Genomic DNA, 14,646 nt, shown 5'->3' on the forward strand with positions numbered 1-14,646 from the left:
TGTGTGGAATGGCATGTTATCCACAGGTCAGTTACCCACAGACTTTCGACCCCACTTGTACAACGAGCTCAGGCCCGCTTATCCACAGAGCTTATGCACAGACCATCTGTCGCATTTTTTGCAGTTAAGGCATTGATTTTGGCTGGCCTGTGAGCAACCTACATGTGGATAAGTGGGCTGCTGGCCGCTACAATGGCGGCTGTTTTTGCCTCACCGGCTTTCAACTTAGGGGATATCCGTGTCAGTGGAACTTTGGCAGCAGTGCGTGGAGCTTTTGCGCGATGAGCTGCCTGCCCAGCAATTCAACACCTGGATCCGCCCGCTACAGGTCGAAGCCGAAGGCGACGAGTTGCGTATCTATGCGCCCAATCGTTTTGTTCTCGACTGGGTCAACGAGAAGTACCTGAGCCGCGTTCTCGAATTGCTGGATGAACACGGCAATGGCCTTGCGCCCGTGCTCTCCTTATTAATAGGCAGCAAACGCAGCTCGGCACCCCGTGCTGCACCGAATGCTCCGCTCGCAGCCAGTTCCTCGCAGGCTCAAGCCCCTGTGGCGCCTGTTAATAACTCGCCAGCGCCGGTTGCCCAGACGCCTTCGAAATCCTCGTCGCAGAACAACGCGCCTATCAATGAAGAGCCGTCCCGCGACAGCTTCGATCCGATGGCGGGTGCCAGTTCCCAGCAGGCTCCGGTCCGCGCCGAGCAGCGCACGGTGCAGGTCGAAGGTGCGCTCAAGCACACCAGCTACCTGAACCGCACGTTCACCTTTGAGAACTTCGTCGAAGGTAAATCCAACCAGCTGGCCCGCGCGGCCGCCTGGCAGGTCGCCGATAACCCCAAGCATGGTTACAACCCGCTCTTCCTTTATGGCGGCGTTGGCTTGGGTAAGACCCACTTGATGCACGCTGTGGGTAACCACCTATTAAAGAAGAACCCGAATGCCAAGGTTGTGTACCTGCACTCGGAGCGTTTCGTGGCAGATATGGTCAAGGCCCTGCAGCTCAATGCGATCAACGAGTTCAAGCGGTTCTACCGCTCCGTTGATGCATTGCTGATCGATGACATTCAATTCTTCGCGCGCAAGGAGCGTTCCCAGGAAGAGTTTTTCCACACCTTCAACGCCCTGCTCGAAGGCGGCCAACAGGTCATCCTGACCAGTGACCGTTACCCGAAGGAAATCGAAGGCCTGGAAGAACGCTTGAAGTCGCGCTTTGGTTGGGGCCTTACCGTTGCGGTAGAGCCGCCGGAGCTGGAAACCCGCGTAGCGATCCTGATGAAAAAGGCCGATCAGGCGAAAGTCGATCTGCCCCACGACGCCGCGTTTTTCATCGCCCAACGCATCCGTTCCAACGTGCGTGAGCTGGAAGGTGCGCTCAAGCGTGTCATCGCGCACTCTCACTTCATGGGCCGGGACATCACCATCGAGCTGATTCGCGAATCCCTGAAAGACTTGCTGGCATTGCAGGACAAACTGGTGAGTGTGGATAACATCCAGCGCACGGTGGCCGAGTACTACAAGATCAAGATTTCCGACTTGCTGTCCAAGCGCCGTTCGCGCTCGGTGGCTCGTCCTCGTCAGGTGGCCATGGCACTCTCCAAGGAGTTGACCAACCATAGCCTGCCGGAAATCGGAGACGTGTTTGGCGGCCGCGACCACACCACGGTCTTGCACGCGTGCCGCAAGATCAACGAACTTAAGGAATCCGACGCGGATATTCGCGAGGACTACAAGAACCTGCTGCGTACACTGACTACTTGATGACACCAGCGCAGCTTATTAAGGCAAGGGACTAGACCATGCATTTCACCATTCAACGCGAAGCCCTGTTGAAACCCCTGCAACTGGTCGCAGGCGTCGTCGAGCGCCGACAGACCTTGCCGGTGCTCTCCAACGTATTGCTGGTGGTCGAAGGCCAGCAATTGTCCCTGACCGGTACCGACCTGGAAGTCGAGCTGGTCGGTCGCGTGCAACTGGAAGAACCCGCTGAACCTGGCGAGATTACAGTACCCGCGCGCAAGCTGATGGACATCTGCAAAAGCCTGCCGAACGACGCGCTGATCGACATCAAGGTTGATGAGCAGAAGTTGGTGGTCAAGGCGGGTCGCAGTCGTTTCACGCTGTCTACTTTGCCGGCCAATGATTTCCCGACTGTGGAAGAAGGCCCAGGCTCACTGACCTGCAGCCTGGAGCAAAGCAAACTGCGCCGTCTGATTGAGCGCACCAGCTTCGCCATGGCCCAGCAGGACGTACGTTACTACCTCAACGGCATGCTGCTGGAGGTGTCGGAAGGCATCATTCGCGCCGTGGCCACTGACGGTCACCGTCTGGCGATGTGCTCGATGCGCGCCGATATCGGTCAACCTGACCGTCACCAGGTGATCGTGCCGCGTAAGGGTATTCTCGAACTGGCGCGCCTGCTCACCGAGCCGGATGGCAATGTCAGCATCGTGCTGGGTCAGCACCATATCCGCGCGACCACCGGCGAGTTCACCTTCACCTCCAAGCTGGTCGACGGCAAGTTCCCGGATTACGAGCGCGTTCTGCCTAAAGGCGGCGACAAGCTGGTGATCGGTGATCGCCAGGCCCTGCGTGAAGCGTTCAGCCGTACTGCGATCCTGTCCAACGAGAAGTACCGGGGCATTCGTCTGCAACTGGCCAACGGTCAGTTGAAAATCCAGGCCAATAACCCGGAGCAGGAAGAAGCGGAAGAGGAAGTGGGCGTCGATTACAACGGCGGCACTTTGGAAATCGGCTTCAACGTGAGCTACTTGCTGGACGTGCTGGGTGTGATGACCACCGAACAGGTTCGCCTCATCCTGTCCGACTCCAACAGCAGCGCCCTGGTGCAGGAATCCGATAATGACGACTCGGCTTACGTCGTTATGCCGATGCGCCTGTAATCATGCCCAGCAGAAGCTAGATGTCCCTTAGTCGCGTCTCGGTCACCGCGGTGCGCAATTTGCACCCGGTGACCTTCTCCCCCTCCCCCCGCATCAATATCCTCCACGGCGCCAACGGCAGTGGCAAAACCAGCGTGCTGGAAGCCATCCACTTGCTAGGGCTTGCCCGTTCCTTTCGCAGTGCCCGCTTGTTGCCGGTGATTCAGTACGAACAACTGGCCTGCACGGTATTTGGCCAAGTCGAACTGGCAGAAGGTGGGCACAGCAGCCTGGGGATTTCTCGTGATCGCGGCGGTGAGTTCCAGATTCGCATCGACGGGCAAAACGCTCGCAGTGCTGCGCAACTGGCAGAGATCCTGCCGTTGCAACTGATCAATCCTGACAGCTTCCGCTTGTTGGAAGGCGCGCCAAAGATCCGCAGGCAGTTTCTCGACTGGGGAGTGTTCCACGTGGAACCGCGATTCATGGCCACGTGGCAGCGCCTGCAGAAGGCCCTGCGGCAGCGGAACTCATGGCTGCGGCATGGTACACTTGACGCCGCTTCGCAAGCGGCCTGGGACCGGGAATTGTGCCTGGCCAGCGATGAAATAGATGAATACCGCCGCGCCTATATCAAAGCCTTGAAACCAGTCTTTGAGCAGACCTTGAGTGAGTTGTTGGATCTCAAGGGGCTGACGCTGAGTTACTACCGTGGCTGGGACAAAGACCGTGAGCTGAGTGCAGTGCTCGCGACGTCCCTGCAGCGGGATCAGCAAATTGGCCATACCCAGGCCGGACCCCAACGGGCAGATTTGCGTCTTAGATTAGGCGCACATAATGCTGCGGATATCTTGTCCCGCGGCCAGCAGAAGTTGGTGGTGTGTGCACTGCGGATCGCCCAGGGGCATCTGGTTAGCCAAGCCCGACGTGGTCAGTGTATTTATCTGGTGGATGACTTGCCGTCTGAACTCGACGAGCAACACCGCCGTGCGTTATGCCGCTTGTTGGAAGACTTACGCTGCCAGGTGTTTATCACCTGTGTAGACCACGAATTATTGAGGGAAGGCTGGCAGACGGAAACGCCAGTCGCTTTGTTCCACGTGGAACAAGGCCGTATCACCCAGACCCACGACCATCGGGAGTGAAGGCATGAGCGAAGAAAACACGTACGACTCGACCAGCATTAAAGTGCTGAAAGGTTTGGATGCCGTACGCAAACGTCCCGGTATGTACATTGGCGACACTGATGACGGTAGCGGTCTGCACCACATGGTGTTCGAGGTGGTCGACAACTCCATCGACGAAGCTTTGGCCGGTCACTGCGACGACATCAGCATCATCATCCATCCGGACGAATCCATTACTGTGCGCGACAACGGTCGCGGCATCCCGGTAGATGTGCACAAAGAAGAAGGTGTTTCGGCGGCAGAGGTCATCATGACCGTGCTCCACGCCGGCGGTAAGTTCGACGACAACTCCTATAAAGTCTCCGGTGGTCTGCACGGTGTGGGTGTGTCGGTGGTGAACGCTCTTTCCGAAGAGCTGATCCTGACCGTTCGCCGCAGTGGCAAGATCTGGGAGCAGACCTACGTCCACGGTGTGCCACAGGAGCCGATGAAAATCGTTGGTGACAGTGAAAGCACCGGTACCCAGATCCATTTCAAGCCATCGGCTGATACCTTCAAGAACATCCACTTCAGCTGGGACATCCTGGCCAAGCGGATTCGTGAATTGTCCTTCCTCAACTCCGGTGTCGGCATCGTCCTCAAGGATGAGCGCAGCGGCAAGGAAGAGCTGTTCAAATACGAAGGCGGCTTGCGTGCGTTCGTTGAATACCTGAACACCAACAAGACTGCGGTCAACCAGGTGTTCCACTTCAACATCCAGCGTGAAGACGGCATCGGCGTTGAAATCGCCCTGCAATGGAACGACAGCTTCAACGAGAACCTGTTGTGCTTCACCAACAACATTCCACAGCGTGATGGTGGTACTCACTTGGTGGGTTTCCGTTCGGCGCTGACACGTAACCTGAACACCTATATCGAAGCCGAAGGCCTGGCGAAGAAGCATAAGGTCGCCACCACCGGTGACGATGCCCGTGAAGGCCTGACCGCAATCATCTCGGTGAAAGTGCCGGACCCTAAGTTCAGCTCCCAGACCAAAGACAAGCTGGTGTCTTCCGAAGTGAAAACTGCGGTTGAACAAGAGATGGGTAAGTACTTCTCCGACTTCCTGCTGGAAAACCCGAACGAAGCCAAGCTGGTTGTCGGCAAGATGATCGATGCCGCGCGTGCCCGTGAAGCGGCGCGTAAAGCCCGTGAGATGACCCGCCGTAAAGGTGCGCTGGATATTGCCGGCTTGCCCGGCAAACTGGCTGACTGCCAGGAGAAGGACCCTGCCCTCTCCGAACTGTACCTGGTGGAAGGTGACTCTGCTGGCGGTTCCGCCAAGCAGGGTCGTAACCGTCGCACCCAGGCCATCCTGCCGTTGAAGGGTAAGATCCTCAACGTGGAGAAGGCTCGTTTCGACAAGATGATTTCCTCCCAGGAAGTCGGCACCTTGATCACGGCACTGGGCTGCGGTATTGGCCGAGACGAGTACAACATCGACAAGCTGCGCTATCACAACATCATCATCATGACCGATGCTGACGTCGACGGTTCGCACATCCGTACCCTGCTGCTGACATTCTTCTTCCGTCAGTTGCCGGAGCTGATCGAGCGTGGCTACATCTACATCGCCCAGCCGCCGTTGTACAAAGTGAAGAAAGGCAAGCAAGAACAGTACATCAAAGACGACGACGCCATGGAAGAGTACATGACGCAGTCGGCCCTGGAAGATGCCAGCCTGCACTTGAACGACGAAGCCCCGGGGATCTCCGGTGAGGCGCTGGAGCGTCTGGTTAACGACTTCCGTATGGTGATGAAGACACTCAAGCGCCTGTCGCGCCTGTACCCACAGGAATTAACCGAGCACTTCATCTACCTGCCGTCCGTAAGCCTGGAGCAGTTGGGCGACCACGCACACATGCAGGAATGGCTGGCCCAGTACGAAGTGCGCCTACGCACTGTCGAAAAATCCGGCCTGGTGTACAAAGCCAGCCTGCGTGAAGACCGTGAACGTAACGTCTGGCTGCCAGAGGTCGAATTGATCTCCCACGGCCTGTCGAACTACGTCACCTTCAACCGCGACTTCTTCGGCAGCAACGACTACAAGACCGTTGTGACCCTCGGCGCGCAACTGAGCACCCTGCTGGACGATGGTGCTTATATTCAGCGTGGCGAGCGTAAGAAAGCGGTCAAGGAGTTCAAGGAAGCCCTGGACTGGTTGATGGCGGAAAGCACCAAGCGCCATACGATCCAACGATACAAAGGTCTGGGCGAAATGAACCCGGATCAACTGTGGGAAACCACCATGGACCCAGCCCAGCGCCGTATGCTGCGCGTAACCATCGAGGACGCCATTGGCGCAGACCAGATCTTCAACACCCTGATGGGTGATGCGGTCGAACCTCGCCGTGACTTCATCGAGAGCAATGCCCTGGCAGTGTCTAACCTGGATTTCTGATCCAGGTACGACGCCCAAAATAAAAAAGGCCAACGCATAACGTTGGCCTTTTTTATTGCGTGGAAATCATCTTCCGCAAAATGCTCCACGTGGAACATCGTGTTTTTTATCCATGAGAAGAAGCCGCCGCCACACTCTCCAATCGATACCCATACCCATAGATCGTCAACAACTGCCAACCTCTATCAGCGGTAAGCCCGAGCTTGTTGCGTAGCCGATAGATATGCGTATCCAGCGGCCGCGAGGACACCATTTCTTCATGGGTCCAGAACCGCTCATAAAGATACTCACGCGACAGCGGCCGAGCCAGATTGGCGAACAAGCAGCTCGCCAGGCGGTATTCGCGCTCGGTAAGGTTGATCGGTTTGCCTGCGCGTGTGACGGTCAACTCTGCATCGTCGAAGGTCAGGTCGTTGAAACTCTGCACTTCAGGGGTTGCCGATCTCTGCAGGCCATGCCGACGTAGAACGGCTGTCACTCGTGCCTTCAGTTCGTTAGGACGAAAGGGTTTGCTGACGTAGTCGTCGGCCCCGCTGTTCAATGCGCTGACGATATCGCTTTCGGCATCACGGCTGGTGAGCATGATGACTGCCGGTGGCGACTCCATGTGTTCACGGGTCCAGCGCAGTAAGGCAATACCGGTGATGTCAGGCAGTTGCCAGTCGAGTATCAGCAGGTCGAAGGTCTCCCGACGCAACTGACGCAGCAGGTCTTCGCCGCGCTCGAAGCAATGCAGTGTCCAGGGTTGTTCGGCGGTGCTGGGGATTTGTCGCAGTGTCTGTTCCACCCGTCGCAATTCAGCGGGTTCGTCATCCAGTATTGCGACACGCATGGGTGGGTCCTTTCTTCTCGAAGAGTACGGCAGTCGTATTGAAGGGCACGTACTGCGCAGATGCCGGTCAATGAATCTGAAGAATTGTGCTCAGGTTCGTCGACCCCTTGGATCTCTCGGTACGCTGGGATCAATAAGCGAATACGCCATTGAAAGCTCTCCATACCTATGTGGGAAAGATACCGGCTCCAGGCGTTAAGGAAAAGGATCAGCCGACGCGTGCGCTGTCGTAAACTCCTGCGCCCCGATAGTGGATGCCCTTTGGAGTTCCCGCCGTTATGAACATCCAGCAGGAATTTTTTTCCACCGCGTCGAAAATGAGCTTCACTAGGCTCAATGCGTCGTTCTATCACGTACGTGTGTCGGCTTAAGCCGTGCAACGCCTGAGGAGGAATCGGGGGTCTATGCCATCTTCTATCGCACGCCAACAACTCAGGCGCGTTGATCCATGACGCTCTGGGGAAAGGCCGAAAAGCGCCAACCCACCCATGCCCAGCGCCTGTTCCACGGTCTGGTACGTGAGTGGTTATGGATCGGTTTGCTGCTGTTGCCAATCACTGCCTACCTCTCGATGAGTCCTGGCCTGGCCTTGAACAACCCGCTATACGACAGCCTTCGACGTCTGGCGCCCCTGCCGGTGGATCCGCGCATCCTGCTGGTGACCATCGATGACCCTAGCCTGAAGAAACTCGGCCAGTGGCCCTGGCCGCGTAGTGTGCACGCCGACCTGATCGATCGCCTGAGCGCGGCGCAGCCGGCCGGTATCCTGTTTGATGTGATCTTCAGCGAGCCCGGTAACCCGGTCAATGACAAGCGCCTGGCCGACGCGGTGTGCAACGCCGGCAACGTATTGTTGCCCTTGGCTCGTGACGATTCGGCCAGCTACAGCCAGTCTGGGGCACAAATGCTGTCACTGCTCAAATGTGCCAAGGGTGTCGGGCATATCAATGTGGAGGCGGATAGCGATGGCGTGGTCCGCAGGCTGTATATGCGGGAGGGGCCAGCCGGTGCCACGGCGCTTCAGTTAGCGTGGCTGGCTTTCGCGATGAGCGGGCAATCGGCCGAGATGCCCGGGGAACCTCTGCCATCGATCACCCAGGATTGGCACCGGGAGCATGCGGTCCGTATCCCGTTTATTGCTGCCGACACCCATTTCCCGAGCGTGTCTTATGTCAGCGTATTACGTGGTGAGGTCCCTCCCGAGCGGTTGCGGGGCCGTCTGATTCTGGTGGGGGCGACAGCGTCGGGTATGGGCGATCGCTTTGTCACACCGCTCTCTCCTATGGCCGGCACCACAGCGGGTGTGGAGATCCAGGCCAATGTGCTCAATGGCTTGCTGCAAGATCGAAGTATTGTGGACTTGCCCGGCTGGCTGGCCGCACTGATCGCAACGTCCCTGGTGGCGATGTTGCTGGGCCTGCTGCTATACCGCCCACGCTATGCGCTGTGGATGACCCTGGGGTGCATGTGCATGGCCTTGGTGGGTTCAGCGGCCTTGTTGCGCCTGGGCTACTGGTGGTCGCCTGCGGCCTGCTTGATCGGTTTGCTGCTCAGCTATCTGATCTGGAACTGGCGGCGTCTCAGCGTGATCCTGGCCTACTTCGGCTGGGAATTGACGCGCCTGGATAACGAACCCAAAGTCTTGCCCGAGCGCCGCCGTGCACCCGCCAATAAGGGTGACGTATTGCAGGGCCGTATCTTTGCCTTGGAGCAAGCCGTCAGTCGTACGCGGGACACCCGACGGTTTATGGCCGATGGATTGGAATGCCTGCCGGTGGCGACGTTGATCACAGACACCCAGGGTAATGTCCTGTTGGCCAACCGCATCGCCCGGGAAGTGTTCGGCAATGACTTGATCAACCATAACCTTCTGGAGCAACTGGCCGACCTGGGTTATCCACCGCTGCACAATGGCGTACGCCCCCCCCTCTCGACACTGGAACTCGTTGAGTTTCGTGATATCCATCAACGCAGCCTGCGCATGGAACTTGCCCCCTTGCTGCCGGCCGAAGGGGATGTCGCGCTTGGCTGGCTGTTGAGCCTTACTGATCTGAGCAAGGAACGCGAGGCCCAGCAGCATCGGGAAACCATGCTGCGTTTCCTCTCTCACGACTTGCGTGCACCCCACTCGGCGATCCTCGCCCTGTTGGATGTGCACGGCAGTGAGTCGCCGATATTTGCCCAGATAGAGCAACAAGTACGCCGCGCCTTGAGCCTGACCGAATCATTTGTGCAACTGGCGAGGGCTGAGGCCGATGGCTACCAGTTCGAGCCTACGCTGTTCGCCATGCTGGTAATGGATGCCTTTGATCAAGTGGCCGTGATCGCCCAGCTCAAGGGGATTCACCTGGTCCACGATCTGGACGAGGCCGACGAAGGGATGGTGTCAGCCGATCAATCGCTGCTCACCCGCGCATTGTTCAATGTGCTGGAGAACGCGATCAAATATTCCCCGTCCGGTACCACTGTCCGGCTGCGACACAGCAGCGCGCAAGGCTGGCTGGAATGCCGCATCAGCGACCAGGGCCCAGGGATAGCCGCCGAGGATTTGCCTGAACTGTTCAGCCAGTACAAACGCTTTGACTCGGCCCAAGGCAGCGAAGGGCTGGGGTTGGGACTGAGCATGGTCAAGGCGGTGGTGGAGCGTCATGGGGGCCGTATCGAGTGTGAAAGCACCGTGGGCAAAGGCACCTCTTTCAGCCTGCAGCTGCCCTTGCTGGACGACGGCTAAAACGTACCTTTGTGCTGTGCATAAAAAACCGGTCTCAAGGACCGGTTTTTTAATGCGGAAAAAACTTATGCACGTTTTTTGCGGTTTTGATGGATTTGGAAATATCTAGATAAATCAACTTATTAGGAACAAAAAAAGCCAATTCGCCAACAAAGCGTACACAGGTTATCCACAGATGCTCATACCACCGGCGTCTCCACCACAATCGGCTCCGGCGGCAGGGAACCCATGGCCCGCTGCTGCGCTTCATTCCATGCCTGGGCACGGTCATTCAGCGCGGCAATGGCGCGTGGGCCTTCCCCTTCTGCGTACATTGGCTCGCCTATCACCACAGTGATGGTGCCCGCGCGTTTTGCCCAGCCCGCCTTCGGCCAGAACTTGCCAGCGTTATGCGCAATCGGCAGCACCGGCAGGTTGGCGTTGACTGCCAATGCGGTACCGCCGCGAGAGAACTTGCCTACTGTCCCAAAGGGTACCCGCGTACCTTCCGGGAAGATCAGCACCCACACGCCATCCTTGAGCAGTTCATCGCCCTTCTTGGCGACGTGCTTGAGCGCCGCCTTGGGGTTGTCACGGTCGATGGCGATCGGGCGCAACATGGCCATGGCCCAGCCGAAGAACGGCACGTACAACAGCTCGCGCTTGAGCACCTGGCTCAATGGCGAGAAGTAAGCCGAGAGGAAGAAGGTCTCCCAGGTGCTCTGGTGGTTCGACAGAATCACACACGGCTGGTCCGGTACGTTTTCAGCGCCCTTGATCTCGAAGCGAATGTTCAGGAACACCTTGGTCAGCCACAACGCGCAGCGGCACCAATAGACGTTGATAAAGCGATAGCGCGCCTTGAACGGCAGGAACGGCGCAATAAAAAAGCTCAGGGTGCACCAGAGAAACGAACTGGTGCCCAGCAGCAGGTAAAAGAAAAAGGTTCTGATGGCCTGCAAAATCGACATGGCGGCATTTACCGTTGCGGGACATGGCCCGCCTGTTAAAAGCGCACTCCCGAACAGTCCTTGGCCAGGAAGTCGAGGGCGGCTAGTTGTTGATAAGTTCTGCGGCAACCGCCGCCAGATCGTCAAAAATCAAGGTGCCTACCGGCAGGTTTTTCGCCTGGGTCTTTTCGCCTTTCCCGGTCTTTACCAAAACTGGCTGAGAGTCGACGGCTTTGGCCGCCTCCAGGTCACCGAGGCTGTCCCCGACGAACCATATCCCAGCCAAGGGCACCTTGTAATGTTCTGCAATGGTTTTCAACATGCCAGGCTTGGGTTTGCGGCAATCGCATCCCTCATCCGGCCCGTGAGGGCAGTACACCACCAGCCCCACTTCCCCGCCCTGCTCCGCCACCAGTGTGCGCAAGCGCGCGTGCATGGCGTCCAGGGTGGCGATGTCGTAATAGCCGCGGGCGATGCCGGACTGGTTGGTGGCGATGGCCACCGTCCAGCCGGCTTTGCTCAACTGCGCGATGGCCTCGATCGAACCGGGCAGTGGAATCCATTCCGCCACCGACTTGATGTAAGCGTCGGAGTCGTAGTTGATCACCCCGTCCCGATCGAGAATCAGCAGTTTCAACATGGTCAGCTCAGCGTCGAAATGTCAGCGATGTTGACGAACAGGCCACGCAGACGCGCCAGCATGGCGTAGCGGTTTTTCCGCACGCCGGCATCTTCGGCATTGATCATCACCGCTTCGAAGAACGCATCCACCGGCTCACGCAAGGTCGCCAGGCGTGCCAGGGCTTCGGCGTAATTGCGTTCGGCGATCAGCGGCTTCACCGCGTTCTCTGCCTTGGCAATGGCTGAGTTCAGCGAGAACTCCTTGGCGTCGGCAAACAGGCCTGGGTCGACATCGGCGTTGCCCAGGCCTTCGGCCTTGCCCAGCAGGTTCGACACTCGCTTGTTCACAGCGGCCAGGGCGTCGGCTTCCGGCAGCTTACGGAACGCCTGTACGGCTTGTACGCGCTGATCGAAGTCCAGTGCCGAACCCGGTTGCAGGGCACGTACCGACAGGTAGACGGAAACGTCCACGCCTTCGTCTTCATAACGCGCACGCAGGCGGTCGAACACGAACTCCAGCACTTGCTCGGCCAGGCCGGCTTGCTTGACCTTGCCACCGAACTGGCCGACCGCGAACACCACGGCCTGGGTCAGGTCGAGGTCGAGCTTCTTGTCGATCAGGATACGCAGCACGCCGAGGGCCGCGCGACGCAGGGCATACGGGTCTTTGCTACCGGTAGGCAGCATGCCGATACCGAAGATACCGACGAGGGTATCCAGCTTGTCGGCGATGGCCACGGCCGCACCGGTCAGGGTGGTCGGCAGCTCGGCGCCGGCACCGCGCGGCATGTACTGCTCGTTCAGCGCCAGCGCGACATCGTCCGCCTCGCCATCGTTGAGGGCGTAGTAGTAACCGGCAACGCCCTGCATCTCCGGGAACTCGCCGACCATTTCGGTGGCCAGGTCGCACTTGGACAGCAAGCCCGCACGCGCAGCCCAGGCGGCATCACCGCCGATGCGTGGGGCAATGTAGGCCGCCAGCTTGGAAACGCGCACGGCCTTGTCGTAGACGCTGCCGAGTTTTTCCTGGAATACCACGTTCTGCAGGCGCAGGTTGAAGTCTTCGAGTTTCTGCTTCTTGTCTTGCTTGAAGAAGAACTCGGCGTCAGTCAGGCGCGGACGCACGACTTTCTCGTTACCGGCGATGATCTGCTGCGGGTCCTTGCTTTCGATGTTGGCCACGGTGATAAAGCGCGGCAGCAACTTGCCGTCTACGTCCAGCAGGCAGAAATACTTCTGGTTGTCCTGCATGGTGGTGATCAGCGCTTCCTGCGGCACATCGAGGAAACGTTCTTCGAACGAGCACACCAGCGGCACCGGCCATTCAACCAGCGCGGTCACTTCGTCGAGCAGGCTTGGCGGCACGATGGCGGTGCCTTCCTGCAGGCGGGCGAGTTCTTCGGTGCGCTTGCTGATCAGCTCGCGACGCTCGTTGGCATCGGCCAGCACGTAGGCAGCACGCAGATCGGCGGCATAGTTAGCCGGCGAAGTGATGCGCACCGCTTGTGGATGGTGGAAGCGATGGCCACGGGAATCACGGCCAGCTTTCTGGGCGAGGATGGTGCAATCGATGACCTGGTCACCGAGCAGCATCACCAGCCACTGGGTCGGGCGTACGAACTCTTCCTTGCGCGCGCCCCAGCGCATGCGCTTGGGAATCGGCAGGTCGTTCAGGGAGTCTTCGACGATGGTCGGCAACAGGCTGGCGGTGGGCTTGCCTGTGATGACCTGGCTGAAACGCAGTTTCGGACCGCTCTGGTCGATCTCGCTCAGCTCCACACCGCACTTCTTGGCGAAGCCCAGTGCGGCTTGGGTCGGGTTGCCTTCGGCGTCGAAAGCCGCCTGGCGTGGCGGGCCGTCGAGGTTGATGCTGCGGTCCGGCTGCTGGGTTTCCAGCGCGGTCAGCAACACGGCCAGGCGGCGCGGCGCGGCGTAGACTTTCTTCGCTTCAAACTTCAGGCCGGCGCTCTGCAGGCCTTTTTCGATACCGGCCAGGAACGCATCGGCCAGGGTATTGAGTGCCTTGGGTGGCAGCTCTTCGGTGCCCAGTTCAACCAGGAAATCTTGAGCACTCATTGTGCAGCCTCCAGCTTAGCCAACACTTCATCACGCAGGTCCGGGGTGGCCATCGGGAAGCCCAGCTTGGCGCGAGCCAGCAGGTAGGCTTGGGCGACGGAACGCGCCAGGGTGCGTACACGCAGGATGTATTGCTGGCGCGCGGTTACCGAGATGGCACGGCGGGCGTCCAGCAGGTTGAAGGTATGGGAGGCCTTCAACACCATTTCATAGCTCGGCAACGGCAGCGGCTGGTCGAGTTCGATCAGGCGCTTGGCTTCGCTTTCATAGAAGTCGAACAGTTCGAACAGCTTGTCGACGTTGGCGTGTTCGAAGTTGTAGGTCGATTGCTCCACTTCGTTCTGGTGGAACACATCGCCATAGGTCACTTTGCCGAACGGGCCGTCAGCCCACACCAGGTCGTAGACCGAATCCACGCCCTGCAGGTACATGGCCAGGCGCTCGAGGCCGTAGGTGATCTCGCCGGTCACCGGGTAGCACTCGATGCCACCGGCCTGTTGGAAGTAGGTGAACTGGGTGACTTCCATGCCATTGAGCCAGACTTCCCAGCCCAGGCCCCAGGCGCCGAGGGTGGGCGACTCCCAGTTGTCTTCGACGAAACGGATGTCGTGCACCAGCGGGTCGAGGCCCACGTGCTTGAGCGAGCCCAGGTACAGTTCCTGGAAGTTGTCCGGGTTCGGCTTCAGGACTACCTGGAACTGATAGTAGTGCTGCAGACGGTTCGGGTTTTCGCCGTAGCGGCCGTCAGTCGGGCGACGACTGGGCTGCACATAAGCGGCGTTCCAGGTTTCCGGGCCGATGGCCCGCAGGAATGTAGCGGTGTGGAAAGTGCCGGCGCCTACTTCCATATCGTAGGGCTGAAGTACCACACAACCTTGCTCGGCCCAGTATTGCTGGAGGGCGAGGATCAAGTCTTGGAAGGTACGCACGGCTGGCGTAGGCTGGCTCACGAAATTCACCTGTTACTTGGGCTGCGATTTAAAGAGCGGGAGTATACCCGATTCGGCCGC

Annotated in this window: 10 protein-coding genes; 5 read left to right on the plus strand and 5 right to left on the minus strand. The window is 58.7% G+C overall.

Features of this window, described 5'->3' with window-relative positions; all coding sequences use genetic code 11:
• Positions 1-238 precede the first annotated feature (238 nt).
• Genes dnaA through gyrB form a run of 4 tightly spaced genes read left to right on the plus strand, consistent with a single transcriptional unit; the run spans position 239 to position 6,447 of the window.
• Positions 239-1,759 carry a chromosomal replication initiator protein DnaA gene (gene dnaA / locus PspCFBP13509_RS07380; RefSeq protein WP_137211752.1) on the plus strand — a complete coding sequence of 507 codons (1,521 nt, stop codon included), beginning with the start codon at positions 239-241 and terminating at the stop codon, positions 1,757-1,759.
• A 38-nt stretch (positions 1,760-1,797) separates the two neighbouring features.
• The gene (dnaN, locus tag PspCFBP13509_RS07385) at positions 1,798-2,901 is read left to right on the plus strand and encodes a DNA polymerase III subunit beta (RefSeq protein WP_065926810.1); all 1,104 of its coding nucleotides are present in this window, start codon (positions 1,798-1,800) and stop codon (positions 2,899-2,901) included.
• A gap of 20 nt (positions 2,902-2,921) precedes the next feature.
• A complete protein-coding gene (gene recF, locus PspCFBP13509_RS07390; RefSeq protein ID WP_137211753.1) occupies positions 2,922-4,025 on the plus strand; it encodes a DNA replication/repair protein RecF in 1,104 nt (367 codons plus the stop codon).
• Between the two features lie 4 nt (positions 4,026-4,029).
• Complete coding sequence (gene gyrB, locus PspCFBP13509_RS07395; protein ID WP_065926811.1) at positions 4,030-6,447, plus strand: DNA topoisomerase (ATP-hydrolyzing) subunit B; 2,418 nt, start codon at positions 4,030-4,032, stop codon at positions 6,445-6,447.
• A 106-nt stretch (positions 6,448-6,553) separates the two neighbouring features.
• Here gyrB and PspCFBP13509_RS07400 read toward each other — a convergent pair whose 3' ends face one another.
• Positions 6,554-7,279 carry a response regulator transcription factor gene (locus tag PspCFBP13509_RS07400; RefSeq protein WP_027608161.1) on the minus strand — a complete coding sequence of 242 codons (726 nt, stop codon included), beginning with the start codon at positions 7,277-7,279 and terminating at the stop codon, positions 6,554-6,556.
• A gap of 448 nt (positions 7,280-7,727) precedes the next feature.
• Between PspCFBP13509_RS07400 and PspCFBP13509_RS07405 the strand changes: the two genes are divergently transcribed.
• A complete protein-coding gene (locus tag PspCFBP13509_RS07405; RefSeq protein ID WP_074848081.1) occupies positions 7,728-10,010 on the plus strand; it encodes a CHASE2 domain-containing protein in 2,283 nt (760 codons plus the stop codon).
• A 179-nt stretch (positions 10,011-10,189) separates the two neighbouring features.
• On the opposite strand, the gene PspCFBP13509_RS07410 is transcribed toward PspCFBP13509_RS07405, so the two are convergent.
• The 4 genes from PspCFBP13509_RS07410 to glyQ all read right to left on the minus strand — a co-directional run bounded on the left by PspCFBP13509_RS07410 (position 10,190) and on the right by glyQ (position 14,586).
• On the minus strand, positions 10,190-10,960 hold the full coding sequence (locus PspCFBP13509_RS07410) for a lysophospholipid acyltransferase family protein (RefSeq protein ID WP_065926814.1): 771 nt from the start codon (positions 10,958-10,960) through the stop codon (positions 10,190-10,192).
• Positions 10,961-11,042: 82 nt separating this feature from the next.
• Entirely contained in the window at positions 11,043-11,579 is a 537-nt protein-coding gene (gmhB, locus tag PspCFBP13509_RS07415) for a D-glycero-beta-D-manno-heptose 1,7-bisphosphate 7-phosphatase (RefSeq protein ID WP_012721458.1), read from the minus strand.
• 2 nt (positions 11,580-11,581) lie between these two features.
• The gene (gene glyS, locus PspCFBP13509_RS07420; RefSeq protein ID WP_074848083.1) at positions 11,582-13,636 is read right to left on the minus strand and encodes a glycine--tRNA ligase subunit beta; all 2,055 of its coding nucleotides are present in this window, start codon (positions 13,634-13,636) and stop codon (positions 11,582-11,584) included.
• Entirely contained in the window at positions 13,633-14,586 is a 954-nt protein-coding gene (glyQ, locus tag PspCFBP13509_RS07425; RefSeq protein WP_003187265.1) for a glycine--tRNA ligase subunit alpha, read from the minus strand. The genes glyS and glyQ overlap by 4 nt, the downstream gene beginning before the upstream one ends.
• Positions 14,587-14,646 lie beyond the last annotated feature (60 nt).

Source organism: Pseudomonas sp. CFBP13509 (genome assembly GCF_005233485.1).
Classification (GTDB): domain Bacteria; phylum Pseudomonadota; class Gammaproteobacteria; order Pseudomonadales; family Pseudomonadaceae; genus Aquipseudomonas; species Aquipseudomonas marginalis.

What these genes read in the sequence shown, in the direction of transcription:
- dnaN (WP_065926810.1), top strand. Translation starts at nt 1,798, where the DNA reads ATGCATTTCACCATTCAACGCGAAGCCCTGTTGAAACCCCTGCAACTG.
- recF (WP_137211753.1), top strand. Translation starts at nt 2,922, where the DNA reads ATGTCCCTTAGTCGCGTCTCGGTCACCGCGGTGCGCAATTTGCACCCG.
- gyrB (WP_065926811.1), top strand. Translation starts at nt 4,030, where the DNA reads ATGAGCGAAGAAAACACGTACGACTCGACCAGCATTAAAGTGCTGAAA.
- PspCFBP13509_RS07400 (WP_027608161.1), bottom strand. Translation starts at nt 7,279, where the DNA reads ATGCGTGTCGCAATACTGGATGACGAACCCGCTGAATTGCGACGGGTG.
- PspCFBP13509_RS07405 (WP_074848081.1), top strand. Translation starts at nt 7,728, where the DNA reads ATGACGCTCTGGGGAAAGGCCGAAAAGCGCCAACCCACCCATGCCCAG.
- PspCFBP13509_RS07410 (WP_065926814.1), bottom strand. Translation starts at nt 10,960, where the DNA reads ATGTCGATTTTGCAGGCCATCAGAACCTTTTTCTTTTACCTGCTGCTG.
- gmhB (WP_012721458.1), bottom strand. Translation starts at nt 11,579, where the DNA reads ATGTTGAAACTGCTGATTCTCGATCGGGACGGGGTGATCAACTACGAC.
- glyS (WP_074848083.1), bottom strand. Translation starts at nt 13,636, where the DNA reads ATGAGTGCTCAAGATTTCCTGGTTGAACTGGGCACCGAAGAGCTGCCA.